Origin of the sequence: Exiguobacterium sp. s149 (genome assembly GCF_018618395.1) — a bacterium.
GTDB lineage: Bacteria > Bacillota > Bacilli > Exiguobacteriales > Exiguobacteriaceae > Exiguobacterium > Exiguobacterium chiriqhucha.
Genome location: NZ_JACSLZ010000005.1, coordinates 188,547 through 213,307, shown reverse-complemented (window position 1 = coordinate 213,307; position 24,761 = coordinate 188,547). Strand labels below are relative to the sequence as shown.

The 24,761-nt window shown below is 52.1% G+C and carries 29 protein-coding genes and 2 pseudogenes; 23 read left to right on the top strand and 8 right to left on the bottom strand.

The annotated features are described in order from the left end of the window. Positions 1-31 precede the first annotated feature (31 nt). The 12 genes and pseudogenes from KNP81_RS09310 to KNP81_RS09255 all read left to right on the top strand — a co-directional run bounded on the left by KNP81_RS09310 (position 32) and on the right by KNP81_RS09255 (position 10,940). A complete protein-coding gene (locus KNP81_RS09310) occupies positions 32-232 on the top strand; it encodes a DUF2187 family protein (RefSeq protein ID WP_138859537.1) in 201 nt (66 codons plus the stop codon). A 17-nt stretch (positions 233-249) separates the two neighbouring features. Beyond that, positions 250-1,443: a DUF2157 domain-containing protein gene (locus KNP81_RS09305; protein WP_214719743.1), complete on the top strand. Its 1,194-nt coding sequence runs from the start codon at positions 250-252 to the stop codon at positions 1,441-1,443. Next, positions 1,440-1,904, top strand: a complete 465-nt coding sequence (locus tag KNP81_RS09300) for a GDYXXLXY domain-containing protein (protein WP_214719742.1) — start codon at positions 1,440-1,442, stop codon at positions 1,902-1,904. Before KNP81_RS09305 ends, KNP81_RS09300 begins: the two co-directional genes overlap by 4 nt. Positions 1,905-2,166: 262 nt before the next feature. Beyond that, positions 2,167-2,880 (top strand): 3D domain-containing protein, encoded by a 714-nt coding sequence (locus KNP81_RS09295; protein WP_251130322.1) that lies wholly within the window; start codon positions 2,167-2,169, stop codon positions 2,878-2,880. 170 nt (positions 2,881-3,050) lie between these two features. Next, positions 3,051-3,767 (top strand): annotated as a pseudogene (locus KNP81_RS09290) (ABC transporter ATP-binding protein); the annotation flags it as partial. Positions 3,768-3,777: 10 nt separating this feature from the next. Further along, a complete protein-coding gene (locus KNP81_RS09285; RefSeq protein WP_214719740.1) occupies positions 3,778-5,283 on the top strand; it encodes an ABC transporter permease/substrate-binding protein in 1,506 nt (501 codons plus the stop codon). After that, complete coding sequence (locus KNP81_RS09280; RefSeq protein WP_214719739.1) at positions 5,280-6,158, top strand: diacylglycerol/lipid kinase family protein; 879 nt, start codon at positions 5,280-5,282, stop codon at positions 6,156-6,158. Before KNP81_RS09285 ends, KNP81_RS09280 begins: the two co-directional genes overlap by 4 nt. Before the next feature lie 133 nt (positions 6,159-6,291). After that, a complete protein-coding gene (locus KNP81_RS09275) occupies positions 6,292-7,644 on the top strand; it encodes a sodium-dependent transporter (protein WP_214719738.1) in 1,353 nt (450 codons plus the stop codon). 181 nt (positions 7,645-7,825) lie between these two features. Further along, positions 7,826-8,542, top strand: coding sequence for a 5-bromo-4-chloroindolyl phosphate hydrolysis family protein (locus KNP81_RS09270; RefSeq protein ID WP_214719737.1), 717 nt, complete (start codon positions 7,826-7,828; stop codon positions 8,540-8,542). Continuing rightward, positions 8,526-9,755, top strand: a complete 1,230-nt coding sequence (locus tag KNP81_RS09265) for a toxic anion resistance protein (protein ID WP_021067252.1) — start codon at positions 8,526-8,528, stop codon at positions 9,753-9,755. The genes KNP81_RS09270 and KNP81_RS09265 overlap by 17 nt, the downstream gene beginning before the upstream one ends. A gap of 52 nt (positions 9,756-9,807) precedes the next feature. Continuing rightward, a complete protein-coding gene (locus KNP81_RS09260) occupies positions 9,808-10,383 on the top strand; it encodes a deoxycytidylate deaminase (protein ID WP_214719736.1) in 576 nt (191 codons plus the stop codon). Between the two features lie 200 nt (positions 10,384-10,583). Continuing rightward, complete coding sequence (locus KNP81_RS09255; protein ID WP_029595627.1) at positions 10,584-10,940, top strand: hypothetical protein; 357 nt, start codon at positions 10,584-10,586, stop codon at positions 10,938-10,940. A gap of 163 nt (positions 10,941-11,103) precedes the next feature. Here the strand turns inward: KNP81_RS09255 and hisJ are convergent, their stop codons facing one another. Then, on the bottom strand, positions 11,104-11,916 hold the full coding sequence (gene hisJ, locus KNP81_RS09250; protein ID WP_214719735.1) for a histidinol-phosphatase HisJ: 813 nt from the start codon (positions 11,914-11,916) through the stop codon (positions 11,104-11,106). 109 nt (positions 11,917-12,025) lie between these two features. On the opposite strand from hisJ, the gene KNP81_RS09245 reads away from it, so the two are divergent. Genes KNP81_RS09245 through hisE form a run of 10 tightly spaced genes read left to right on the top strand, consistent with a single transcriptional unit; the run spans position 12,026 to position 18,973 of the window. Further along, positions 12,026-12,949: an ATP phosphoribosyltransferase regulatory subunit gene (locus KNP81_RS09245; RefSeq protein ID WP_214719734.1), complete on the top strand. Its 924-nt coding sequence runs from the start codon at positions 12,026-12,028 to the stop codon at positions 12,947-12,949. Then, entirely contained in the window at positions 12,946-13,554 is a 609-nt protein-coding gene (hisG, locus tag KNP81_RS09240) for an ATP phosphoribosyltransferase (RefSeq protein ID WP_214719733.1), read from the top strand. Before KNP81_RS09245 ends, hisG begins: the two co-directional genes overlap by 4 nt. After that, the gene (hisD, locus tag KNP81_RS09235) at positions 13,551-14,768 is read left to right on the top strand and encodes a histidinol dehydrogenase (RefSeq protein ID WP_214719732.1); all 1,218 of its coding nucleotides are present in this window, start codon (positions 13,551-13,553) and stop codon (positions 14,766-14,768) included. Before hisG ends, hisD begins: the two co-directional genes overlap by 4 nt. Continuing rightward, on the top strand, positions 14,765-15,778 hold the full coding sequence (locus KNP81_RS09230; RefSeq protein WP_214719731.1) for a pyridoxal phosphate-dependent aminotransferase: 1,014 nt from the start codon (positions 14,765-14,767) through the stop codon (positions 15,776-15,778). Before hisD ends, KNP81_RS09230 begins: the two co-directional genes overlap by 4 nt. Further along, positions 15,765-16,352 carry an imidazoleglycerol-phosphate dehydratase HisB gene (hisB, locus tag KNP81_RS09225; protein ID WP_214719730.1) on the top strand — a complete coding sequence of 196 codons (588 nt, stop codon included), beginning with the start codon at positions 15,765-15,767 and terminating at the stop codon, positions 16,350-16,352. The genes KNP81_RS09230 and hisB overlap by 14 nt, the downstream gene beginning before the upstream one ends. Continuing rightward, on the top strand, positions 16,349-16,936 hold the full coding sequence (gene hisH, locus KNP81_RS09220; RefSeq protein ID WP_214719729.1) for an imidazole glycerol phosphate synthase subunit HisH: 588 nt from the start codon (positions 16,349-16,351) through the stop codon (positions 16,934-16,936). Before hisB ends, hisH begins: the two co-directional genes overlap by 4 nt. Further along, positions 16,914-17,627: a 1-(5-phosphoribosyl)-5-[(5-phosphoribosylamino)methylideneamino]imidazole-4-carboxamide isomerase gene (gene hisA / locus KNP81_RS09215; RefSeq protein WP_214719728.1), complete on the top strand. Its 714-nt coding sequence runs from the start codon at positions 16,914-16,916 to the stop codon at positions 17,625-17,627. The genes hisH and hisA overlap by 23 nt, the downstream gene beginning before the upstream one ends. After that, positions 17,620-18,387, top strand: coding sequence for an imidazole glycerol phosphate synthase subunit HisF (gene hisF / locus KNP81_RS09210; RefSeq protein WP_214719727.1), 768 nt, complete (start codon positions 17,620-17,622; stop codon positions 18,385-18,387). Before hisA ends, hisF begins: the two co-directional genes overlap by 8 nt. Beyond that, the gene (hisI, locus tag KNP81_RS09205; RefSeq protein ID WP_214719726.1) at positions 18,336-18,668 is read left to right on the top strand and encodes a phosphoribosyl-AMP cyclohydrolase; all 333 of its coding nucleotides are present in this window, start codon (positions 18,336-18,338) and stop codon (positions 18,666-18,668) included. The genes hisF and hisI overlap by 52 nt, the downstream gene beginning before the upstream one ends. Next, the gene (gene hisE / locus KNP81_RS09200; protein WP_214719725.1) at positions 18,665-18,973 is read left to right on the top strand and encodes a phosphoribosyl-ATP diphosphatase; all 309 of its coding nucleotides are present in this window, start codon (positions 18,665-18,667) and stop codon (positions 18,971-18,973) included. The genes hisI and hisE overlap by 4 nt, the downstream gene beginning before the upstream one ends. A 42-nt stretch (positions 18,974-19,015) precedes the next feature. Here the strand turns inward: hisE and KNP81_RS09195 are convergent, their stop codons facing one another. Then, positions 19,016-19,939, bottom strand: coding sequence for a DUF7916 family protein (locus KNP81_RS09195; RefSeq protein ID WP_214719724.1), 924 nt, complete (start codon positions 19,937-19,939; stop codon positions 19,016-19,018). A 90-nt stretch (positions 19,940-20,029) separates the two neighbouring features. Between KNP81_RS09195 and KNP81_RS09190 the strand changes: the two genes are divergently transcribed. Continuing rightward, positions 20,030-20,584, top strand: coding sequence for a maltose acetyltransferase domain-containing protein (locus KNP81_RS09190; RefSeq protein ID WP_214719723.1), 555 nt, complete (start codon positions 20,030-20,032; stop codon positions 20,582-20,584). A 33-nt stretch (positions 20,585-20,617) separates the two neighbouring features. Here the strand turns inward: KNP81_RS09190 and KNP81_RS09185 are convergent, their stop codons facing one another. From KNP81_RS09185 to KNP81_RS09160, 6 genes and pseudogenes are all read right to left on the bottom strand, one after another. Next, positions 20,618-21,622, bottom strand: a complete 1,005-nt coding sequence (locus tag KNP81_RS09185; protein WP_214719722.1) for a pyridoxal phosphate-dependent aminotransferase — start codon at positions 21,620-21,622, stop codon at positions 20,618-20,620. Next, the gene (locus tag KNP81_RS09180) at positions 21,619-22,377 is read right to left on the bottom strand and encodes a transporter substrate-binding domain-containing protein (protein WP_034777396.1); all 759 of its coding nucleotides are present in this window, start codon (positions 22,375-22,377) and stop codon (positions 21,619-21,621) included. The genes KNP81_RS09185 and KNP81_RS09180 overlap by 4 nt, the downstream gene beginning before the upstream one ends. Before the next feature lie 99 nt (positions 22,378-22,476). Then, positions 22,477-23,031: a P-loop nucleotide/nucleoside kinase family protein gene (locus tag KNP81_RS09175; RefSeq protein WP_214719721.1), complete on the bottom strand. Its 555-nt coding sequence runs from the start codon at positions 23,029-23,031 to the stop codon at positions 22,477-22,479. Between the two features lie 9 nt (positions 23,032-23,040). Continuing rightward, positions 23,041-23,763 (bottom strand): nucleotidyltransferase domain-containing protein, encoded by a 723-nt coding sequence (locus KNP81_RS09170; protein ID WP_214719720.1) that lies wholly within the window; start codon positions 23,761-23,763, stop codon positions 23,041-23,043. Positions 23,764-23,886: 123 nt separating this feature from the next. Next, positions 23,887-24,237 carry a VOC family protein gene (locus tag KNP81_RS09165; protein ID WP_214719719.1) on the bottom strand — a complete coding sequence of 117 codons (351 nt, stop codon included), beginning with the start codon at positions 24,235-24,237 and terminating at the stop codon, positions 23,887-23,889. Positions 24,238-24,251: 14 nt separating this feature from the next. Then, positions 24,252-24,753, bottom strand: a pseudogene (locus tag KNP81_RS09160) (DNA topology modulation protein). Between the last annotated feature and the right edge of the window lie 8 nt (positions 24,754-24,761).

Sequence of the window (24,761 nt, the reverse complement as noted above, 5' to 3'; positions counted from 1 at the left end):
ATGATAGAAACAAATTTAAGATTGGAAGTGAATGGTTGTGTCTGTAGAATTCGTTGTGGGTGATATCGTCAAGTCAACTCGTGAAGGTTGGGTCGCAGAAGTGACTGCCGTATTGACCAATACGGTCATCGGGGACGTTTCCATCATGGAAGAATTTCAACAGCTTGGTCTCGAATTCGAGAAGCAAGTTTTACTGAAAAAAGATTTGGAATTGATCGAACGCGCCAGCTGACCTTTTAATCGAAAGGGATGATTCAGGTGTCCATTGACAAAAAAGTTCGTGAATGGGAAGAGGCCGGTTTACTGGATGAAGTGACCGGTCAGCGCTTGGTCGAGTATGAACATAAGAAGTTGGCGGTCGGTGACAAACGTGAGCACAAACCGCCTATTCTTGTGATTATCGGATCGATTTTGCTCGCACTTAGTCTATTCAGTTTTGTCGCGGCCAATTGGCAAGCGATTCCTGATCTTGTGAAAGTCGCCATTTTCCTCGTGTTTATGGTCGGGATGTATGTGACCGCCGAACGCCTGCAAGTGAAAGCGTCACGCTATGTCACGCTATTCCGACTGTTAGGCGTCGCCTTTTTCGTCGCCACGATGATCGTCATTTTCTCGACGTATAATCTTTCCTCGCAAATTCCGTTCTTATTCTGGTTATTCCTTGCCGTCGCCGTCATGCACAAATTGATTTTCAAACATCCGATTTTCACGTTCTTCGCCGCACTCGCTGCTTTTTTGGCAATCACGAATAGTTTTCAAGGCATCGGCATCACGTTGATTGCGTTCGGATTGATCGTGACGTGGGTCTGGTTCCATTATGGGGACAACGAGCTCGATCGCATTTTCGCCTGGTTCGGCTTCTACGGCCTATTGATCACGATTGGTCAGTACGCCGACTATGAAGGCCGCTTTTGGCCGCTATGGGCACTCGCTGCGCTACACGTCTTGTTTCTCGTTTATCGGGAGCGGGCCCAATGGAACTATCTGTACCTTTTCGTCGCAGCCGTCCTATCAATCGGCTATTTGATTAATGCGACGGAAGGCTGGTTGTCGCAACGAACGCCGTCGGTCATCGAGGCGACAATCCTTTCGGTCGTCCTCGTCGCCGTCTATTTGTTGCACCGACGTCCAGATTTGATGTGGGTCAGCCTGCTCGCCGTCATCCCCTTCTCATTGTTCGAGGATTCGGGCATCTTGCTGGCCATCCTGCTTGAAGCGGTCGCCCTCGCTTATCTCGTCTATCAAGACCATAATCGCAAACCGATCGTGCTCGCCTTCATCTATTTCTTGCTCGTTCAAATGACGATCTACTTCATCTATGTTTGGGATAAACTCGATATTTCACTTTTCTTCCTCATCGGAGCATTGATCGTCTTCGCATTGTCGCTCGCCTTGTGGTGGCGCAGCCGTAGTCGTACTACGAGAGGGGATGCTCAGACATGAAACGATTGACGCCTTGGCTAGTACCGATTGTGCAAGTGTTGATAGCCGTCGGGTTTATACTGTTCGTCTATGCGGTGTCCTGGTTCGGTGAGACATATACGTTCAAAGCGACTTCCTACGAACCGTACGACCCGTTTTTCGGAGACTTCGTCTATTTGGAGTATGACTCGTTCGAAGGAAGACAAGATGTCGAGTCAGGGACAGTATACGTTTCATTCAAAACGGGGGACGATGGATATGCGACCATTGACCGGGTCAGTTCACGGCCGTTTTTCGGAGGCACTCGGGCCAACTATTACGACCGCCAAGTATATATTGATGATATGAGTTCGTATCGTGTCGCTGAGGAAGAGACATCAGCAATCGAAGGAGCGAAGACGTTCGAAGTGGACGTCGACGTGGCACCTTGGGGCATGGTAAGACCTCACGATTTGCGCTCGACCGAAGCTGAAACAGAATGACAATCAGATTACAGATTTGTTACACGATATGTTGTAACGAATCTGTAATTTTTTATTAAAACGCTTGGTAGAGCTATGTTTCACGTAAATGTTACAGATTGTAACCGACAGAGAGTCGATGTGTCAGAAATATTTCACTTCATCAAAATCCCTTCTCGGGGTCGGACGGACATGGTAAATTAACTCCTGTTCGTTAGATGACGAGAAAGGTGCTGACCTATTGATTATGCATTCCTTAAAATATATGATGACTGTCCTACTTATGGCGGTGGGAACGTTCGCGTTTGCCGCGACGGCGGATGCCGCCCAAATCGGGATTGGGACGGAACAAAAAATTGTCCAAAACCCACTTGAATTGGAACGAAAAGCGATCGAGCAAGAACGCCAACAAAAGATTGCACGAGAAAAACGACTAGCCGAACAGAAACGGATCGCGGAAGAAAAACGTGTGGCTGAAGCGAAACGGATTGCGGAAGAAAAACGTGCCGACGAAGAGAAAGCCGAGCGAGAGCAGGCAGAGCGTGAAGCAAAAGCAGAACGTTTGGCCGAAGAAAAACGTGTCGCTACCGAGCAGGCACGACAAGAAGAAGCGAAACGTCAAGCCGCAACTTCGAAAAAGCAATCGACGGTGTCGACAACGACTGCAACTCCAGTCTCGACGACAGGACGCTCCATTCAAGCCGAGTCGACGGCGTACACGAACGATGCAGCCGATAACGGCTCATACGGGGGCCGCGTCTTGACGGCAACCGGTCATGATGTCACGGATTCGATTTTCTATAACGGCATGCGTATCATCGCCGTCGATCCAGCTGTCATTCCACTTGGAACGATTGTTCAAATCGAAGGTGTCGGTCAAGCGATCGCCTTGGATACGGGTGGACGCATCAAAGGAAATATCGTCGACTTGCTCGTCGATACGAAAGACGAGGCCATCAACTGGGGTCGTCGCCACATCACGATTACACTTCCATAACAGCAGGTTCTCCTTCAGGAGGACCTTTTTTTGTGCCTTGTTTCATGATTTTACTTATCGGCAGTGGTCATACGCACCAGATAGCACGTCCGATTGTTTAACAAACGTTGGAAACGGGCAAACTAATATTTGACTTTCATGAAAAAGTTACGAGCCGAGGAGGGGTAGAGTTGATAGAATTTCAAAATGTGTCCAAGCGCTACGAAGACGGGACGCTAGCCGTCAAAGACTTGGATTTGACAGTCCGTAAAGGGGAGATTTTTGTCTTAATCGGGCCATCGGGGTGCGGGAAGACGACGACGATGAAGATGGTGAATCGACTGATTGACCATACAGATGGAAAAATCCTCATCGACGGGAAAGAGATTTATCAATTCGATATATACGAGTTGCGACGCAACATCGGTTATGTGCTCCAACAAATTGCCTTATTCCCTCATTTAACGGTTGAGGAAAATATTTCTGTCGTTCCCGAATTATTGAAATGGCCGAAACAGAAGACGAAGGACCGCGTGACCGAACTCATGAACATTGCAGGGCTGGATCCGGTCTTGCGAGTGAAAAAGCCAACGGAACTATCCGGTGGACAGCAACAACGCGTCGGCGTATTGCGGGCGCTTGCAGCCGACCCAGAAGTCATCTTGATGGATGAACCGTTCTCGGCGCTCGATCCGATTAGCCGAGGTCAGCTTCAAGATGATATTAAACGCTTGAACGATGAGCTCGGGAAGACGATTCTGTTCGTGACCCATGATATGCAAGAAGCGATGAAACTAGGGGATCGCATCGCCTTGATGCGTGATGGCGAATTGGTCGTCATCGGTACTCCAGATGAAATCAGAGCGAGTACGGATCCGTTCGTCCTCGACTTTACCCAACGTGGAAGAGGTGAGGTAGATGCTTGAGACATTTCAAAACCGGCGTGGCGAACTCGTCGAGGCGCTGATTGAGCACTTGCAGCTCTCCGTCGTATCACTCTTTATAGCCGTCTTAATCGCCGTTCCGCTCGGGATTTGGTTGACGCGTCGCAAGAAAGTGGCCGAGACCGCAATAGGCGTTACCGCCATCATTCAAACGATTCCTTCTTTGGCGTTACTCGGTCTTATGATTCCGCTCGTCGGGATTGGTGCCTTACCGGCGACGATTGCCCTCGTGCTATATGCCTTGCTCCCGATTTTACGAAATACATTCACCGGGCTGAACGAGGTCGATAAATCTCTCATCGAAGCGGCCCGGGCTTGTGGGATGAAACCGAACCAAAGTTTGATGAAAGTCGAACTCCCGCTCGCGCTACCGGTCATCATGGCCGGGATTCGAACGGCGATGGTGCTGATTGTCGGAACGGCGACGCTCGCCGCCCTTGTCGGCGCTGGTGGGCTCGGGACGTTAATCCTTCTCGGGATCAACCGAAACGACAATTACTTAATTCTGCTCGGGGCAATCCCGGCCGCCATCCTTGCCTTGTTGTTTGATTTCTTGCTTCGCCAAATGGAAGGGGCGACGGCAACCCGGAACAAGACGAAATTGATTGCCGTCTCGACCGTGTTGGCACTCATCGTCGCGGCCCCGCTCGCCTTCGGTCGGACGCAACAGACCGACCTTGTCATCGCGGGGAAACTCGGGCCAGAGCCTGAGATTTTAATGAACATGTATAAGCTGTTGATTGAAGATCAGACTGACTTGTCTGTATCCGTCCGTCCGAACTTCGGAGAGACGACGTTCGTCTGGGGCGCGTTACAATCTGGTGATGTCGACATCTATCCAGAATTCACAGGAACGGTGCTCGCGAGTCTCGTGAAAGAGACACCGAACTCGAACGATGCCCGTGAAGTGTATGAACAGGCTCGGGACGCGCTCGCCGATGACGGCTATGCGTTGCTTGAACCGATGCAGTTCAACAACACGTACGCCATCGCGATCCCACGCGACTATGCCGAGCAAGAAGACATCACGACCATCTCGGATTTACGAAACGTTCAATCGGATATTAAAGCCGGATTCACGCTCGAGTTCACGGACCGTGAAGACGGATACCCGGGACTGCAACAAGCGTATGGACTCGATTTCCCGTCGGTCGTCTCGATGGAACAAAAGTTGCGCTATCGTGCTATCGCACGTGGAGACGTCAACCTCGTCGATGCGTATGCGACCGACCCGGATATCGCCGAGAACGAATTGCTTGTCCTCGAGGACGATCAACAGTTCTTCCCACCTTATCAAGGAGCTCCGTTGGTGAAACAAGAGACGCTCGATGAACATCCGGAAATCGAGGATGCCCTCAACCAATTGGGTGGTAAAATTACTGACGAAGAGATGTCTGAATTGAACCGTCGCGTCGCGTACGGGAATGAACGGGCGTATGACGTCGCGAAAGATTTCTTGGAGCAGGCGGGCTTATTATGAGAGCATTGATTATCTCCAATCCCACGTCTGGCGGGAACGAGACGATGCTCGGTGAGGTAGTCGGGACGATTGAATCGTTATACGATGAGATTTTGATTCGGAAGACGCTCGCGCAAGGAGACGCCGGTCGTTTCGCCGAAGAGAGCGGGGGTTACGAGCACTTGATTGTCATCGGCGGGGACGGGACGCTTCACGAGGTCGTCAATGGCTTGATGAAGCTTCCGCGGGATGAACGGCCGACAATCGGTCTGATTCCGGCCGGCACGTGTAATGATTTCGCCCGTGCCCTCGCTCTACCGGTCGAACCGATCGAGGCGGCCCGTTTGTTCAAGATGAGTTACGCGCAAAAGGTCGATGTGATGCGAGTCAACGAACGGTACGGGCTCAACTTCATCGGGGTCGGACTGATCGCGGACGCGTCGAGACAAATCGATCCGCTCCAAAAAGAATCACTCGGGTCAATCGGTTACTTTTTAGCGACAATCCGGCAGTTTCGTGAACTCGATCCGTTCGACGTTCGCATCGAACACGGAGGGGAAGTCGTCCACGATGGACTAGTCAGCTTCTTATATGTAGGGAACGGGGCTTATCTCGGGACAGTACCGACAAAGCTCCCGACCCAATCGTTCACGGACGGACTCGTCGAGGTCGTCCATAGTTCCGCCATCGGCTTCCCGATGATTCGTCAATTGTTGACCCAACAGCTCGGGCTCGAACAGTCGTCTCCGGAATGGGTGCATCTACAGATGTCTCAACTGACCGTCCATTTGAGTGAATCTCAAATCATCGACGTCGATGGGGAGCACTTCGAGGCTGAACGGTTGGATATCGATGTCTTGCCGGGCGAGTTGTCATTTCTTGTCCCGTCACACTAAAAATCTATAAAAATTGCTGACAGAGAAAAGAATTCAGACTTTTCTCTGTTTTTAGTTGTTCTCATTTCTGAACCGTGTTAGTATTTCACTATTATTATGAAAAAAGATATGAAAACAGGAAGTAGGGATGGTAATGGCGCAAAATTCGTTCGCCTCAAAAATTGGATTCATCTTAGCGGCCGCAGGGTCTGCGATTGGTCTCGGTGCAATCTGGAAATTTCCGTATGTCACCGGCACAAGTGGAGGCGGCGCCTTTTTGCTCATGTTTTTAGCGTTCACGCTCTTACTCGGGTTACCGCTATTGATTGGTGAATTCATCGTCGGACGCTCGACACAAAAGACGGCACTGCTCGCTTTCAAAAAATTAGGCCACGGGCGTTGGACACTCGTCGGCTACCTCGGCGTCATCGCATGTTTCTTATTGCTCTCATTCTACAGTGTCATCGGCGGTTGGGTTTTAATCTATGTCGGGCTCGGATTGAGCGGGACATTGAACGGGCGTTCTCCCGACGAGTTCGGTGTCGTTTTCGGAGATGTCGTCTCATCTCCAGGCATCGCCGTGTTCGGTCAGTTCTTGTTCTTATTAATTACGCTTTTAATCGTCTTGAAAGGTGTCGAGGCTGGCATCGAGCGCATGAGTAAGATTTTAATGCCGCTCTTGTTCGTCAGTTTCATCGTGCTCGTCATCCGTTCGTTGACGCTCGACGGTGCGATGGAAGGGGTTCGCTTCTTCTTGCAGCCTGACTTCTCGGCCTTGACCGGTGAATCGGTTTTGTTCGCCCTCGGTCAAGCGTTCTTCTCGCTATCGCTCGGTGTCGCGGCCATGTTGACGTACGCCTCGTACATTCAGACGAAAGGTACGCTTAATCGTTCAGCGAACATGATCGTTCTCTTGAATATCGCCGTTTCGCTATTGGCAGGCCTCGCGATTTTCCCGGCCGTATTCGCTTCGGGTCTTGACCCGGCAGAGGGACCGGCGCTTCTCTTCGTCGTCTTGCCGGCCGTCTTCAACCAAGTACCGCTCGGTGGATTCTTCATGGTGTTGTTCTTCTTATTGTTCACATTCGCCTCGATCACATCGTCGATTGCGATGCTCGAAGTCGTCGTAGCAGGTGTGACGGACAAGTTGAACGAGAAGAAACAAACGATATCGAAGCGTTACGTCACCCTGTTGTCAGCGGCCATCGTCTTCGCAGTCGGGATTCCATCGGCACTCTCGTTCGGTGTCATGAGCGAGATGCAGTTCTTAGACGGTCGCACGTTCTTCGATTCGATGGATTACATCGTCAGCTACGTATTAATGCCGGTCGGTGCGCTCTTGACGTCGATTTTCGTCGGATATATCGTCGATCAACGCATTTTGAAAGAAGAGATTCAAACGTCAGACATCGGTGTGAAGTTGTACCCGATCTGGCACTTCTTGATCCGGTACGTCATTCCGGTGACGGTCGCCGTAGTTATGGTGACGACGTGGGTCAGATTATAACGGAAGCAACCTCCTGATTCGTTGAATCAGGAGGTTTTTTGTATAGTTATCGGCAATACTTTTCGTTCTTGCGACCGAGAGAGCGCGCGGGAACGTTATGCTAAGCTTATAAAGATGACGAAACTTTTTTTGAAGGGTCACGTAAGGTACAATAGAAGTATCATGAGACGAGGTGAAACGGATGAAAACATGGATGAAATGGGCCCTGACCGGGGCAATCCTATATTTTGCCATAAGCGTTTTTGATTTCTCTTGGTTGTTTATCATCGTCGGGGCGCTCGTATTGAACGAAGTGTGGTCGAACAGCAAACGTCGGAAGCGCTCACCGGTGCCCGTCGCCAAGCGGGCCAAAAAGAAATTGTTGCTCGATGAGGACGAACCGTTCGTTGGTTCACGCATCTTGAAACCGCTCGAAGAAGCGGCACCGGTGCGCCAATTTGAAGCGACAGATGATTTAGAGCTTCAATTTTTACAGCGGACGATTGAACAAGGCTATGAGAAGTTACAACAGATTGACCGCGTCTTGCCTGAGATTAAAGACATCGAGGTGCGGCGTGAGATGAAGGCGGTCTCGAAAGAAGCACACGAACTGTTCGCTGAGCTGTTCGAGAATCCTCAAGATGCCAAGCATGTCCGTGACTTGTTCACGTTCTATTTGGACTCGCTCGTATCGGTCGTATTGAAATTCAAAGAACTAGAAGGAAAACGGGTCGTCATTCAAGAAGAGACACGTGAACAGTTGATGACCAATATGCGGCTCATCGTCGACAAGTTCAAACAACAGCGCAGTCGTCTCCTCGAAGATGACGCGGTCGATTTTGAACGAGAGTTGATCATGATGGAGAGAGTATTGGCCGATCAACCAGAAGGGAGAAAAAAGCATGACTTCATCGAATGAAACGAACTGGCAGTCATGGCCAGAAGAAGAACTTACTTCCCAAACGAAAACGAAGACGGAAACCGATGCGATTTCGGACCCGTCCGTGGACTGGTCAGCGATGACCGAGAAACATGAGGTGCCGGCCATTCAAGTGAATGCCGACGTCCCACAAGCGCACCGGGAACGCATCACGCGCATCGCGGAGTCGATTGATATTAAAAAGACGGATTCCGTCATGCTGTTCGGTTCGAACGTACAACGTGAACTATCGCAATTCTCGGACCAAATCTTGACTGAGGTCCGGATGAAAGATGGCGGAGACGCCGGTAAGCTGTTGTCCGACTTGATGCAGAACGTGCGCAAGATGGACCCGGACATGTTGCAACCGGAAAAGAAGAGCTTCATGGACAACCTGCCGCTCATTGGCCGGGCCAAAAAGAAAGCCGAGAACTATAAGTTACAGTTTGAAAAGATGAGCGTCTATTTAGAAGAGGTCATCCATAATCTAGACCGAGCCAAGTTCGGTTTGATGAAGGATATCACGATGCTCGATCAAATGTACGACAAAAACAAACGCTACTTCGAAGAACTAAACGTCTATATCGCCGCTGGGGAGACGAAGCTTGATCACGTACGGAGCTATGAGATTGCCCCGCTTCGTCAAGAAGTTGAGATGTCGAAAGACCAGGTCAAACTGCAACAGTTGAACGACATGATTCAACTCGCAGACCGGTTTGAGAAGAAGTTGCACGACTTGAAACTGAGCCGGACGATCAGCCTACAGATGGCCCCGCAAATCCGGGTCATCCAGCAGAACAACCAGATTCTAGCCGAGAAAATCGAGTCGGCGGTCGTCAATACGATTCCACTCTGGAAAAACCAAGTCGTGCTCGCGCTTAGCTTGACGCGGCAAAAGACGGCGCTCCGGATGCAGCAAGACGTCACGAAGACGACGAATACTTTGCTCGAGCAGAACTCGAAGATGTTGAAAGACTCGTCAATCGAGATTGCCACGGAGAACGAGAAAGGCATCGTCTCGGTCGAGTCGCTCAAAGTGGCGCACGAGAACTTGCTTTCGACGCTCGATGAGACGCTCCGGATTCAACAAGAGGGACGTCAGAAGCGTCGTGAGGCGGAACGTGAACTCGATCGGATGGAGCACGAGTTGAAAGAAAAAGTCATCGAGATTGCTTCGAAAAACAAAGAGTTGCCAAAAGAGACTGGATATTGAACGGGGAAAGTCTGAGCATTCAGACTTTCCTTTTCTTCGAGGAGGATCAACAATGGATAAACAACACCTATGGGACGAGACGTGGTTACAGTTTGCCGATATGATGGCGTTACGTCATTCGAAGTGTGCTTCTAAAAGTGTCGCTTGCGTCATCGTCAAAGATGAGAAGCCGATTTCGATTGGCCTGAACGGCACGCCGCCGGGGCATACGAACTGCAATGAAATCTTCTTAAAGCGGGATGATGGATTTTATAAGCGTGCTGAATACGTATCCGCGAATGCGGTCGACTTGCTTGAGACGCCGGTCTCGTTCATTCATGACGGTGTGACTTATATCAAATGCTCTGACCCGTACGATCATCACAATTGGTCGAAACAACATGAGATTCATGCTGAAATCAACGCAATCGGAAAGCTCGCCGCCGATTCGACGAACGCTTTCGGGGCGACGGCTTATGTGACCCATTCGCCGTGCCACGCCTGCTCGCTCGCTTTGATCGCCTCCCGCGTCGCTCGTGTCGTCTATGCGGTTGGTTATGAACATGGCGACGGTCTCGATTTGATGCGCGAGAGCGGAATTGACGTGGTACATATGCCACTTGAAAAAAGTTTTAAAAACACATTGTAAACGTTTACATTCGGTGTTATATTATTAATGTACTGCCAATGGTGTTTTACTCTTCCATTATTTGTCTCTCCTCGGAGGGACCTTTTTTTATGTTCACAACTAGGTGAGACAAAAATTCCACAAAATGTTCAACATTTCACAATCTTTTCGGGGGTTTCTTTCTTATAATGAAAGTAGATTAACGAGAGGGGAAATGTTACATGGAAAAACAAGTTCGTTTCACAGATGGTGCCTATGATGTGGAAGCGTTGATCACACTCGAAGAGGTGTGGGAAGATAAGTTCGCGATTGGAACGCATAAAGAGTTGGCAGTCAAAGCACTTAAGATCAATGGAAATGATATTTCAGAAATGAAGCACGTCCGCGCGCTACTCCGTTACTATCCGACGCTAGGTGTATCGGGCATCTTGCTCGCGCTCGATGATGCGGCAGCCGAGATCGTTCGGATGTCGGGCGACAAGGATCCAGCCCTTCAATTCGTCGAACTCGTGGCGTTACAGATGGACGAGGCGTCTACAGAGGAATTAAAAGGTTTATACGCTGAAATGGCGGTCTAAATAACAAAGGATGACAACTCCGTCATCCTTTTTTTCATTTTCAGGTTGCATTGCCGAATTAGTATGGTATTATTGTCAATAGATGAAGAAATGGAACGCCATATCGTTATCGACAACCAAAAATGGGGATCTAGATAGCTAGATCGCTGTGAAAAAGCCACGTTCATAGGAACGTGGCTTTTTTTTGTATGTCATTAAATCCAGCGGCGACGTCAACAGCGATATGGGCGTCCGATCCGAGCACGAACGGGATTCCGAGTCCGGCCGCCTCAGACGCGACATCGATGGCATACGGCTGTCCGCATTCGGGTTTGCGGAGTCCGGCCGTATTCAAATCGATCCCGAAGCCACGGGCAGCCATCGTCTGGAGCAGGCGCGACTGTTCGGCCTGGACGTTGGACCGGTCCCATACATAGTTGGACTGATATTTGATTGGTAAATCGATATGCCCGATGCGGTCCACTTTCAGGCGCTCCCAAGGGAATGCGAGGCCGGCAGCAAGCGCCGTATAATATTGTTTCATCACGGCCTCGAACGAGCCGATACGTTCGACGAGGACATGAAACGTCTCGAGCGAGAAGTCGACAGGCAGGAGCTCACCGTCAACGAGTATAAAGTGTTGAGACAAGATTGTTTCATCTAATACGTCGGCATAGGGCTCGAGCAACGCCAACGTCTCAGCTTCATAGCCGGGCAAGTAGTCGATCTCTAAACCGAGGCGAAGGTCGAGTGCCGGATACGTCCGTTTTAACGACTGCAAGGCCTCGATATAATCCGGAAGCAACTCGAACGCCATCGCCGAGTCTTTGTCTGGTGTCGGGTCTTGAAACCGGGCCGGGAGCGGAGCGTGTTCGGTGAACGTGAGTGTCTTGATACCACGGGCTAACGCCTGCTCGACGTACGCCTGGAGCGGGTCTGTCGAGCCATGTGGGCAAAATGGGGTGTGAAGGTGACCATCACGGGTAAAGTCAATCATCAGGCGACATTCCTTTCGAGTTCGCCGGTTGACAGCACCGGCTTGATTTGATAAATTTAACACACTACTTTAGTTTGGTAAAGTGATAATAAGATAAAGGGTGATATCGATGATTTGGTTCAATACAAAAGGATCCATCCCGGAAGGATGGCACGAATTGCAAGGGGAGGACGTTCTGCGTCCGAAGCAGTGGATGTTATCATTTCTCGAACGAGCCGAATCGAACGGCTACAGCGTGATCGAACCCCCACTCGTAGAATATTATTCGCACTATCAAGACTTGGCCTTGTTTGATGAGTCGGCCTATTATCGTCTGTTCGGGAATGACGGAGAGTTGCTCGTCATGCGTCCAGACTATACGTTACAAATTGCACGGAAACTCGCGGACGGTCATGAGCCGATGCGTGTCGCATATGCCGGTGCCGTCTACCGACGTACCCCGAAGCATTCGGGACAGCCGCATGAACGTCAACAGCTCGGTCTCGAATGGATTGACGGGGACGCTCCTGATATGAAGTTGATCGCCTCGTTCCTCAGTATGACCGAGCGTGTCCTGCCGCAAGACGGACTCCGGATTCAAGTTGGATCGGCTGCCTTGGTCGCTGCAGTGGCGGACGAAGCCGGTATCCCAGAACGGACGTTACGCCAATATTTGGCGCTCCGTAACTTGGAATCGCTTCGAGAACTCGCCGATACGTATCAATACCCGTTAATCGCGAAATTACCGTTCTTGATTGGTGACTCTGCACTTGATGAGTTACGTGAAGTCGCGGAGTCAAGCTTGACGGCTGCAATCGATGAAGTCGAACGGGCGGTCGAACATTTACGGTCCATCGGTTTGAATGTCTCGTACGACTTTGGTCAGACTGGTGATTTTGATTACTATTCAGGATTGACGGTGACAGGAAGCATCGACGGACGGCGCGTCCTCTCGGGTGGTCGTTATGATTCATTATACGGACATTTTGGACAATCTCGACGAGCGTTCGGCCTGTCCCTTGATTTAGAACAGTTAAGTGAGGTGATTTTATGAAGGTAGCCATCGCAAAAGGGCGCATTGAAAAAGCGGCCCGAGACTATTTCGAACAAGTCGGACTTACCGTTTGGCCTGAAAAGCGCGGCCGTGAACTGACGGTCGAAGTCGACGGGCATGAGTTCATCTTCGTTAAAGGGGATGACGTCTACAAATATGTCATTCACGGCGCCGCTGATGTCGGCGTCGTCGGCGGAGACATCTTGCGAGAGAAAACGCCGGGGGTTCTTGAAGTCGTAGACTTGCCGTTCGGCCGTTGCCGCATGGCGGTCTGCGGACCGAAAGAATGGAAGAATGGAACGAAAAAATTGAAAGTCGCGAGCAAATATCCGAATATCGCCATCTCTCATTTCGCTTCGAAACGACAGAACGTCGAAGTGATTGCATTGAACGGATCGGTCGAACTCGCACCGCTCACAGGTCTCGCCGATTGTATCGTCGATATCGTCGAGACGGGGGCGACGCTCCGCGCGAACGACCTTGAAGAATACGAGACGATTTTCACGGTGAACGCCAAGTTCATAACGAGTGAGGCGGCACTTGCCAACAATCCTGATGAATTGAAGGCGTGGATTCGTCGCTTGAGCAAGGAGGATGCCCAATGAGCACTGAAACGAACCGGACCCGGCGGGAAAGCTGGGTTGAAGTGGTCAAACCAATCCTCGAGGCCGTGGAGTCGAACGGGGACGAGGCGCTCCTCGCATTCACGAAGAAATTTGACGGCGTCGACAAAATTGAGACGGTCGATTTGACGACCTTTACGCCGCCTGAAGCATACGCCGAACTGACCGAGGCGTTGACGCTCGCCGCCGAACGCATTCGCACGTTTCACGAACGCCAGCGACGTCAAGATGACGTGTACGAAGACGGCATGTTCCGGCTTGGACGTCGTTTCATGGCGCTCGATTCGGTCGGTGTGTATGTACCAGGCGGGACGGCCGTCTATCCGTCGAGCGTGTTGATGAACATCATTCCCGCGAAAGTGGCAGGCGTGAAGCGAGTCGTCATGGTGACGCCGCCGAAACAAGACGGCATCGATTTGTCGTTATTGATTGCGGCAAAAATCGCAGGGGCGGATGAATGTTATCTCGTCGGCGGGGCGCAAGCCGTGGCCGCCTTGGCGTTCGGCACCGAGACGATTCAACCGGTCGATAAAATCGTCGGGCCTGGGAATGCCTATGTCGCGACGGCAAAATCGCTCGTCTCCCACATCGTCGGCATCGATTCGGTCGCTGGACCGTCCGAGGTGCTTATCATCGCCGATGAGACGGCCAACCCGAAATGGGTCGCCGCTGATTTGCTCGCCCAAGCCGAACACGATGTCGAAGCGACGGCACTTGCGCTCGTCACGACTGACGAATTGGCCGAAGCGATTCGACAAGAATTAGAGCGACAATTGGCTGAATTACCCCGGCGTGACATTGCGATAGAGGCGATGAAGCGCGGGGGTGTCCTCGTGAAGACGAAGGATGAGGCGATTCGGTATGCGAACGAGATGGCGGCTGAACACGTCCAACTCGCCGTCGCCGACCCGGAAGATTACATGCAAGCCATCCGTCACGCTGGGTCGTTCTTCCTCGGTCATGAAGCGGCGGAGGCGTTTGGGGATTACATCGCTGGACCGAACCATGTCCTGCCGACGAGCGGGACGGCCCGTTTCTCGAGCGGTCTCTCGGTCGATGATTTTTACCGACGCCAGACATTCCTGCAAATGACAGAACTCGATGAGCGCATCACGCGTGCCGCGATTCGAATCGCGCAACAAGAACAACTTGACGGCCACGCCCGGGCGATGGCGGTCCGATTGGAGGACGTATGAGACTGAACTATGAGACGATTCCACGCTACGTTCCGCATGCGGTCAAAGGGCACGCGTTGAATCAAAACGAAAGCCAATATGTCTTCCCAGAGCGCTTAAAGACGGCTATCCGAGAGCTTCCGCTCGACTTGAGCCATTATCCGGTCGACGAGTTGACGGCGCTTAAACAAAGCTATGCGGCGTATGCCGGTGTGAGCCCGCAGCAACTCATGGTCGGCAGTGGCAGCGATGAATTGCTCGCGATTCTTTGTCAGGCCATTCTCGATGCCGACGATGTCGTCGCCGCACCGATTCCAGACTTTTCGATGTATGGGATTTATACGCACATCGCCCGCGGGAATTTCGTACAGCCGGATACGGACGGATTGTCGTTCGAGGCGCTCATGCAGACGATTGAGGCGGAACGGCCGAAACTTGTCCTCATATCGAACCCGAACAATCCGACCGGAAAGATGTGGTCGCTCGATGATCTTGGGACGATTGCCAGTCGAGTCCCGTATTTGGTCGTCGACGAAGCGTATATCGATTTCACGATGGAAGATTCATTCAAAGACCGCCTAGCGGATCACGCGAACGTCATCATTCTCCGGACGTTATCGAAAGCGTTCGGACTCGCGAATCTGCGCATCGGCTTCATGATTGCCGACGAGCGCTTAATCGAGAAGATTGACCGGTTCCGCTCGCCGTTCAATGTGAGTGGGCTGAGTGCGGCCGTGGCGACGGTCGTCTTGAACGACTCCGCTTATATCGATGAGTCGATCAACTTCCATCAAACGCAGCGACAAAAGCTTGAGACGTTGCTCGCACCGATTGGGAACGTCTTGCCAAGTCGTGCTAATTTCCTATACGTCGAGACACCGGACAGCGAAGCCTGGGCCGCGCGATTCCTTGAAAAAGACGTGCACGTTCGCGCGTTCGCAGACGGGCTTCGTGTCAGTGCGGGTACGGACGAGGCATACCGCTTGCTTCAACAAACGATAGAAGAGGTGACTTCACTTGAGAACAGCTGAGACGAAACGAGAGACAAAAGAGACGAACATTGAGCTCAAGCTTGATTTGAACGGGACGGGGCAGAGTGACGTTAAGACAGGCGTCGGCTTCTTTGACCACATGCTGACACTGTTCGCGTTCCACAGCCAAATCGATTTGACGGTCCATGTCGAAGGGGATACGTGGGTCGACGCTCACCATACGGTCGAAGACGTCGGAATCGCCCTCGGGCAGATGATCAATCAAGCGCTCGGTGACAAAATCGGTATCCGCCGCTACGGCACGAGTTATTTGCCGATGGATGAGACGCTCGCGCGTGCCGTCGTCGACGTGTCCGGCCGTCCGTTCCTCGTCTACCGGACCGAAATCAAAAATCCGAAACTCGGGGACTTTGATACCGAGCTCGCCGAAGAGTTTTTCCGGGCCGTGGCGATGAACGCCCGCTTAACGCTTCATCTTGAGGTGCTCTACGGGTCGAACTCGCACCATATGATTGAAGGGCTGTTCAAAGCGTTCGGTCGCGCCCTCGCTGAAGCAATCGGGCAAGACGGATCGAATCGACTCCCATCGACGAAAGGACTGATCGAAGGATGAAGGTCGCGGTCATCGATTATGGAATGGGCAACGTATTCAATGTCGAACGGGCGCTCCAAGCCATCGGCTGTTACGTTACCATCACGAACGATCCTGTCGACATCGAGGCAGCTGACGCCATCTTGCTTCCGGGCGTCGGCGCATTCCCGCAGGCGATGCAATCGCTGAACGAGACGGGACTGATTCCGTTGTTAAAGCGCTCGGCACAGGAGAAGCCGTTCCTTGGCATTTGCCTTGGCATGCAACTCTTATTCGAGTCGAGCACGGAAGGGATCCCGACAGAAGGACTCGGTTTGATTGAAGGCCGCGTTGAACGGATGCGTGCGAAACGTCTGCCGCACGTCGGCTGGAACTCGATTTTACGAGACGAGGACGTCTATTTCGTTCACTCGTATCACGTCATGACCGACCCGGTAAATGTAATCGCCTCTGCCGATTATATGGGTGAAGACGTGCCAGCCATCGTGCAAAAAGGGCTCGTCACGGGGATGCAGTTCCACCCGGAGAAGAGCGGCGCGTTTGGACTCAGTTTATTGAAAGAATGGAAGGAGGCGGTCGAACGTGAGATTACTACCGGCCATTGATTTGATTGACGGAAAAATCGTCCGCTTGACAGAAGGCGATTTCAATACAGAAGAACAGTACGGAGACCCGTATGAGAAATTGAAGGAGTGGCAAGGGCGCGTCCCGATGCTTCACTTGATTGATCTCGAAGGGGCGAAAGCCGGTGAACCGAGACATCTCGATGTCGTCCGCTTTGCCAAAACGTGCGGTTTCTTCGTTCAGACTGGCGGGGGCATCCGTTCCGAGGAAGCGCTCGATGCGGTCATGGCGACCGGTGCGGACCGGGTCTTGCTCGGGACGAAAGCGTTCACAGACTCGGATTTCTTGAACCGGGCGCTCGCGAAGTACGGGGATCGTGTCGCCGTCGCCCTCGATGCCTATGATGGCATCGTCGCCGTCAACGGCTGGCAAGAAGCGACCGACTTAAAAGATATCGATGCCGCGAAAGGGCTCGTTGACCGTGGTGTCAAAACGATTCTCTATACGGATATCGGGTCGGACGGGAAGTTGAACGGACCGAATCTCGAGCGGATGAAGGCGCTGCGTGAGGCTGTTTCAGTCACGCTCATCGCTTCGGGTGGTGTGACGACCGAGGCTGATGTCGAAGCACTTCAAGCGGCCGGTATCGACGAAGCGGTCGTCGGGAAGGCACTACTTTCCGGACAAGTCAGCCTCGATGACTTGATTGAGTGGGAGGCGCGCCATGCTTAAACGTCGCATTATTCCGTGTCTTGATGTGAAAGACGGTCGTGTCGTCAAAGGAATCGAGTTCGTGGCACTCCGGGATATCGGCGACCCGGTCGAGATTGCTAAGTATTATGACGCATCCGGTGCGGATGAGCTCGTGTTTCTAGATATCACTGCGAGTACGGAACGCCGCCAGACGATGCTTGACGTCGTCAGTGCCGTCGCCCGGAAAGTGTTCATTCCGCTCACGGTCGGTGGCGGTATTCGGTCGCTGGAGGATATTTCCTCGCTCTTAAAAGCCGGGGCCGATAAAGTGTCGCTCAACACGCTCGCCGTCGAATCACCCGATTTGATTAAACGAGCGGCCGAGCGGTTCGGGTCACAATGTATCGTCATCGCCATCGACGTCAAGTTTGAGGACGATGATTACTTCGTCTATACGTATGGTGGGAAGAACCGGACCGAGTTGCGGGCCGTCGATTGGGCAAAGCAAGTGGCTGCACTTGGGGCGGGTGAACTGCTCGTCACGTCGATGAATCAGGACGGAAAGCAGAGCGGCTACGATTTGCGAATCCTTGATTTGCTCCGGGACGCCGTCGATATCCCGATTATCGCCTCTGGCGGTGCCGGGAACGCGAATCATGTCGTCGACGCGCTCGAGAAGGTCGATGCGGCGCTACTCGCCTCGATTTTGCATGACCGGAAAACGACAGTGGAAGAGGTGAAGAACGTATGCAACGAGCACAACTTGCCGATGCGGTTCGTTACGACGCAAACGGATTGATTCCAGCCATCATCGTGTCGACAGCGGACGACGCCGTCCTCATGTTAGGCTATATGAACGATGAGGCGATTCAAAAGACGCTCGAGACGAACACAGTCACGTTCTGGTCACGTTCGAAAGGGCGACTCTGGATGAAAGGGGAGTCGAGCGGAAATACGCTCGAGCTCGAAAGCATCCACGTCGATTGTGACCAAGACGCACTCTTGGTACGTGTCCGTGCCAATGGACCGACGTGTCATACGGGAAATCGAAGCTGCTTTTTCACGGAGGTGGAAGGATGATTCACGAATTAGAGAAGTTGATTCAAGAACGACAGGCGTCACCGAAAGAAGGGTCTTATACGTCTTATCTATTCGACCAAGGTGTCGACAAGATTGCCAAGAAGTTTGGGGAAGAGTCGTTCGAAGTCGTCATCGCGGCACTGAACGATGAAGATTTAGTCGAAGAGTCGGCCGATCTCTTGTACCACTTGCTCGTCTTGCTCGCCGCCAAAGGCGTATCGTTACAAGACGTCGAGACGCTTCTCGCCAAACGACATGGGACGACGACTCCGGCGAAACCACGCCGTGACGTCACTGACTGGTAACACAAAAAGGAACGAGGCCATAAGCGGCTTCGTTCCTTTTGATTAGCGGTTGACCGAGGCGGCCATGCGGATGTACGTATGACGTCGTCCACGGATGGCGATTGATAACGCCTGAATGTTCTCTGGTGTGGCGATTCCGGACAGCCCAGCATCGCCGATATGGAAGATATCCGTCCCGCCGCGCTTCGAGGACAAGGCGATGTCACGAATCGTCGCTTCATCTGACCCTTCTTGCGACGTACCGATGGCGGCGAGAACGAGTTTATCCAACGCCTGAATCTCGCGCGTGACTTCATAGAATTCATTTTCGCGGACGCCAGGAACGGTGCCGGGCGCTGGAATCAAGATAATGTCGGCCCCGGCCTCAGCAAAGCGGACATACGCCTCTTGATCGAGCACTCGGCCGACACCGGCTTGGTGCATCTTGCCGGCGATGATGACCCCAGCGAACTCTTGGCGCGCGTTGATGATGGCTTGCTCGATTGCCTCATTCGTCACCCCGGTGTTCGGGTTGCCGGTCAAGCAGATAAAGTCGATTCCGAGCTCGGACGCTCTGGCGAATGCCTCCCGTGTCGCGAGCCGTCCTTGTTTCACGTCATACATGTCCTCCGATTTCTCGGAAAAGTCGACTGGTTCGAGGTTGACCCCAATCGGCAAACCGACGAGCCGCTTCAATTCCATTATCGGATTGTCAGACATTGTCTCGCCCGGTACGTTACCGAACAAGGCGTGGCTTTCGAGACCCTTTATGTACGGGTGGAACACGTCGAGCATATTCAATAGAATCATATCGGCTCCGAACGCTCGAGCGAGTTCGGCGTTCGTCACTTCTGGATAGAGCGGCTGCACGGTCGGGATGACCTCGGCGAGGACGGTCCGCCCCTCGGCTTTCCGAATCGATCTAATCAAATCCGAACGATTGAACGTCAAGAAATCACTGGCTCTGCAATCAAGAATTCGTTTCATCTGTCTATTCCTCCTCTAATTCGTCATGTTCCTATTCCCCGTTTGGTCAGAAATTCCTCTATACTAAAAAAAGAAAAGGGGGAGAAGCAGATGACAGAAAAAGAAAAGATGATTCGAGGCGAACTTTATATGGCCGGGGACGACGAGCTCGTCGCCGACCGGCGTCAGGCCAGACGTTTAACGGAACGGTTCAATCGGTCTGGCATCGATGAACTGGATATCCGCAAAGCCTTGTTAGCGGAGCTGTTCGGGTCGACCGGAGGTTCGTTTTATCTGGAACCGACGTTCAAATGCGACTACGGCTATAACATTCATCTCGGAGAACGGTTCTTCGCCAACTTTGACTGCGTATTCCTCGACATCTGTCCGATCACATTCGGTGACGATTGTATGCTCGGTCCAGGTGTGCACGTCTATACGGCGACGCATCCGCTCGACCCGACTGAACGGATTTCAGGTCTTGAATACGGGAAGCCGGTCACGGTCGGGCATCGGGTATGGATTGGCGGCGGTGCCATCTTGAATCCAGGGGTGACGGTCGGTGACGATGCCGTTATCGCCTCTGGCGCCATTGTGACGAAAGATGTGCCAGCTCGTGCCGTCGTCGGGGGGAATCCAGCAAAAGTGCTCAAGTTCATACCATGACGAAACGACCCGTCGTGATGTCGGGTCGTTTGTTTATACTGTCGGTTGTGACGCGTAGGTGACTAGTGCCTGACGTGCTGCTTCAAGAGCAGATTCACTGCCGAGGGTGATGCGAATCCCATTCGGTTGCCGGGACGTGTGAACCCCATGCGCGGCGAGGTGAGCCCAAACGGCTTCCGGCTCATCGAGCGTGACGTAAATGAAGTTCGCCTCGGCGGGCTGGACGTGTCCAATCGTGGCGAACAAGTCGGTCCACTGTCCACGCATGTCGGCGTGCCAAGCGATGGCCTCATCGAGATACGTCACATCTTGTAAGAACATGTTGGCGATTTTCGCACTGACGCCGCTAATGTTGAACGGCGGAACGAACTGACGGAAGTAAGCGACGAGTTCAGTCGTCGTCACCATGAAACCGAGGCGGACGTTGGCCAGGCCAAACGCCTTCGATAACGTCCGCAACACGATCACATTCGTGAATGAATCAAGGTGAGCCACCATACTCGACGCCGGCGTGAAGTCGATATACGCCTCGTCGACGATCAAGTACGGCACCAGTCCCGCTAGTTCGGTCAATTCAGCGACGCTCCACAATTTTCCGGTCGGATTGTTCGGGTTCGACAACAGCAACAGCTTCGGTGTGTGTTTCGTGATCGCCTGGACGAGTGCGTCATACGACAGGTCATCGGCTTGCACGTGACGACCGTGCGCGATCGTTGTGAAAATCGGATAGAGTGCGAAATCCGGGCTCGGTGACAAGACGACGTCTTCCGGTGCCAACAGCGCCTGGGTGACGACGTGAATCATCTCGTCACTGCCGCAACCGACTAGCAATTGATTCGGCTCGACACCGGCGTAGGCTGCATAACGGGTGAACAACTCGTCAATCGGTTGGACCGGATACTCATGTAAGTCTTGGAACGAGATCGTCGCGAGCTGGTCATACAGGCGGGACGGCACCGGGAACTGACTCTCGTTTTGATTCAAACGGTAACCTTCTGGATAGGTGACTGGATAAATTGGCAACGAGACTGGTCTCATTCCGTCGGCTCCATCGAGAACCATTTTTTGGCGAGTTTGTCGATTTCACCTGAGTCAATCATCTTGTTCAACTCCTCGTTGAACTGATCGCGAAGGTCATCCTCCAATTTAAAGGCGGCTGCAGAACCTTTCTCGCCATCTTCTTTAAGCGCGAACGTATAGAGCCCTGCGTCTTGATCCAAGTATTTTTGGGCGACCGTGTCCTCGATGACCATCGCGTCGATCCGACCCGTATTCAACTCTTGGACGATCTCTGGAATCTTATTCAATGAGACGAGCTCTGCCTCCGGAGCTTGGTCTTTGGCGATGTTTTCTTGAATCGAAGCCGTTTGGACACCGATTTTCTTGCCGGCGAGCGCTTCGATCGATTCGAGTGACTCATCTTTCGTCATGACTAAGTTCGTCGCCGACAAGTAGATATCCGAGAAGGCGGCATTTTCTTTCCGCTCTTCGGTCGGCGTCATACCGGCCATAACGAAGTCGACACGTCCGGCGTTTAGTGCCCCGAGCAGGCTACCGAAGTCCATGTCTTCAATTTTGAGTTCGTAGCCGAGGCGTTCCGTGACCGTTTCGGCAATCTCGATATCAAATCCGACAATCTCGTCCCCGTTCGCCGTATCGACAAACTCATACGGGAAGTAATCGGCGCTCGTCCCCATGACGAGTGTCTTTTTCTCTTCGCCCGTCGTCTCTTGGCTACATCCTGCTAATAATGCACTTGCCACTAATCCCCCTGTAATGACCCACTTTTTCATGTATGAATTCCTCCTTCAAGATATGAGACTAAGTGTATATGTATGGTTATTAATTGTAAAGCATAAAAATACAAAAAAAGTTTAAAAAAATGCATCCGGTCAAAAGTCGCAGGATGCATCAGGTGGTCTATCAATCCCTTGAAGATAGGCGATGACGTCAGGCAAGTACGTCTCGAGGGGGCGATTCGTATCGATTGTAAGCGTATGCATATGTGCAGGTCTTTTACTGGCTGTGACAGTCCGATAAAAATCTTCTGGTGACACGCTCCTGATTTGACTGAGCTTTCGCTCGCGCTCGCGCAAGCGACGATTGATTTCATCGACGTCGTCGACGAGACACTCGACGTAACGATACGTGGCTCCGCTATTTGCCGTCATCGCCAGGCCGCGGTCAATCATTACGCCATACAGACAGGGGCTATCTAGAATGACATTCCGTCCTAAAGACAGATGGAACTCGACGAGCGCCCAGTCGAGATCATAGGCGACTCTTCCGGCCAGCTCCGGGTCGAGCGAATGTTGTGCGGTTAATTCGAGCAGTGCCGTCTTCGTGACATCGTGATCGACGATGACCGCATCCAGTCGTCGGGCGATTTCCCGAGACAGCGTCGACTTACCTGATCCGGGAAAACCGGACATTTGTAGAAAGAACATGGAGGCCCCTCACGTTTCGTTTGATTTCCCGCGGCTGAATCCGACGAACAACCGGCCGCTTAACGGGGAGAGCGTCTCATCGACGTAACGGATGAGCGCGTCGGTTTCGTTCGTTTGATAATACGCCTCAAGGGCGCCAGTGAGTTGACGTGCGGCTGACGCATCAAATTGTTCAAGCGAACGATAAGTCCATTTCGATGAACCAATCCATTTTTTGTTCGTACGCAATATGAACTCAGCCGTGAGCTCACCGATTTTTGCGGCGATGAACAGTCCTTCCGAGCGACGGGTACATCCAATCAAGTCATCGAGTGCATCGGTCAGAAAGTATCGTTTCAACTCAATCGTCTCGTCCGACCAAGCCTCCGGCCCGCTGTCGAGCAACGCTCTCGCTTCACGTTTGATGTCTTCGACGATGTCTATGTCCTTCAAGACGATGCCTTCGATGACCATTCTCGGTAACGATGGAATGGCACGCTGGCAATCCTGTTCGAAGAAAGTACGATACGACGTCAAGTTATGGGCGAATAGTTCGATGGGCCATCCGGACTCGATGAACGATTCTCGATAAGACGAGACGAGGGTGTCGTCGAAGATGATGATGTCTAAATCCGACGTCTCGGTCGCCTCACCACGGACGACACTCCCGGCGAGCAACGCGGCCTGACAGTAGGGGAAATGTATAGAGATAAAGTGATGTGCCGCTTCGAGCGGGTCAATTTTAGAAGGCATTATGGACTCCTTTCAAGTAGAAGTGCGGCAATCAACAAATGGACGTCCGGCGATAACACGCTGTTCCAATAGGCATTCGCCTCCTCATCGGACAAGCCATTCATGAAACCTACGTAGCCCCCGTCAGCATTGGCACATCATCAGGACGTTTCCATCCGGGTCTTTGAAATTAAACCAATGGTCGTGTTCAATCGGGGTTACAATGTCAATTTGTCGTTGCTCCATGTGCGCATACGCCTGATGAATATCCGTTGTGTTCAAATGAAACAGCGGAGTTTTCAGGACGTTCCTTTCAGAAAATATCTTACTATCCAGCACGAGATTCGGTCCGTCGAGCGGAACGACATAGAGGTGACCGAACAAAATCTGCCCATCTGCTGGTAAATCGAATAGCTGACAGTACCAGTCCCGTGACGTCGCAACGTCTCGGACGGGAATAAAGACGGTCCCGATTTCTGCGAGAATTGGATTCATTTATTCGCCTCCAGTTAATTCGCTACGAAACGACGGACTTCGGCCCGTGAAAGCAGGACAATGATGTCTTTTTCGGATTCAAGTTTGTGTAAACGTTGCAAAATCGCTGGTCGCTGCGACTTTGGATAATCCCATACCCACTTCAAGAACTTCGGATCAAACCGTTCCTCACAACCAGGGGCCCATGTCCGGACGTGTTTTGCCGTGATAGGACAGCATGCGTTTCAAGACGCGGTACGTGCAGACGGTGCGCGGCAAATCAAGAAATACGACCGTATCGGCAGCATCAACTCGCAAATCGAGTGTGCCGCCGTAATTGCCGTCGATGATCCACGAATCACGTTCAATCAACTCGGACTGAATGACGATTTGTTCTTGTCTCGTGGCAGGTGTCCAATTCGGTTTCCATAACAAGGCATCCAAATGGTGGACGTCGATGCCGAGTCGAGTTCCTAACTCGCGGGCAAGTGTCGATTTGCCTGAACCACCCGAACCGATGAGAAGTATTATTTTCATCGAATACC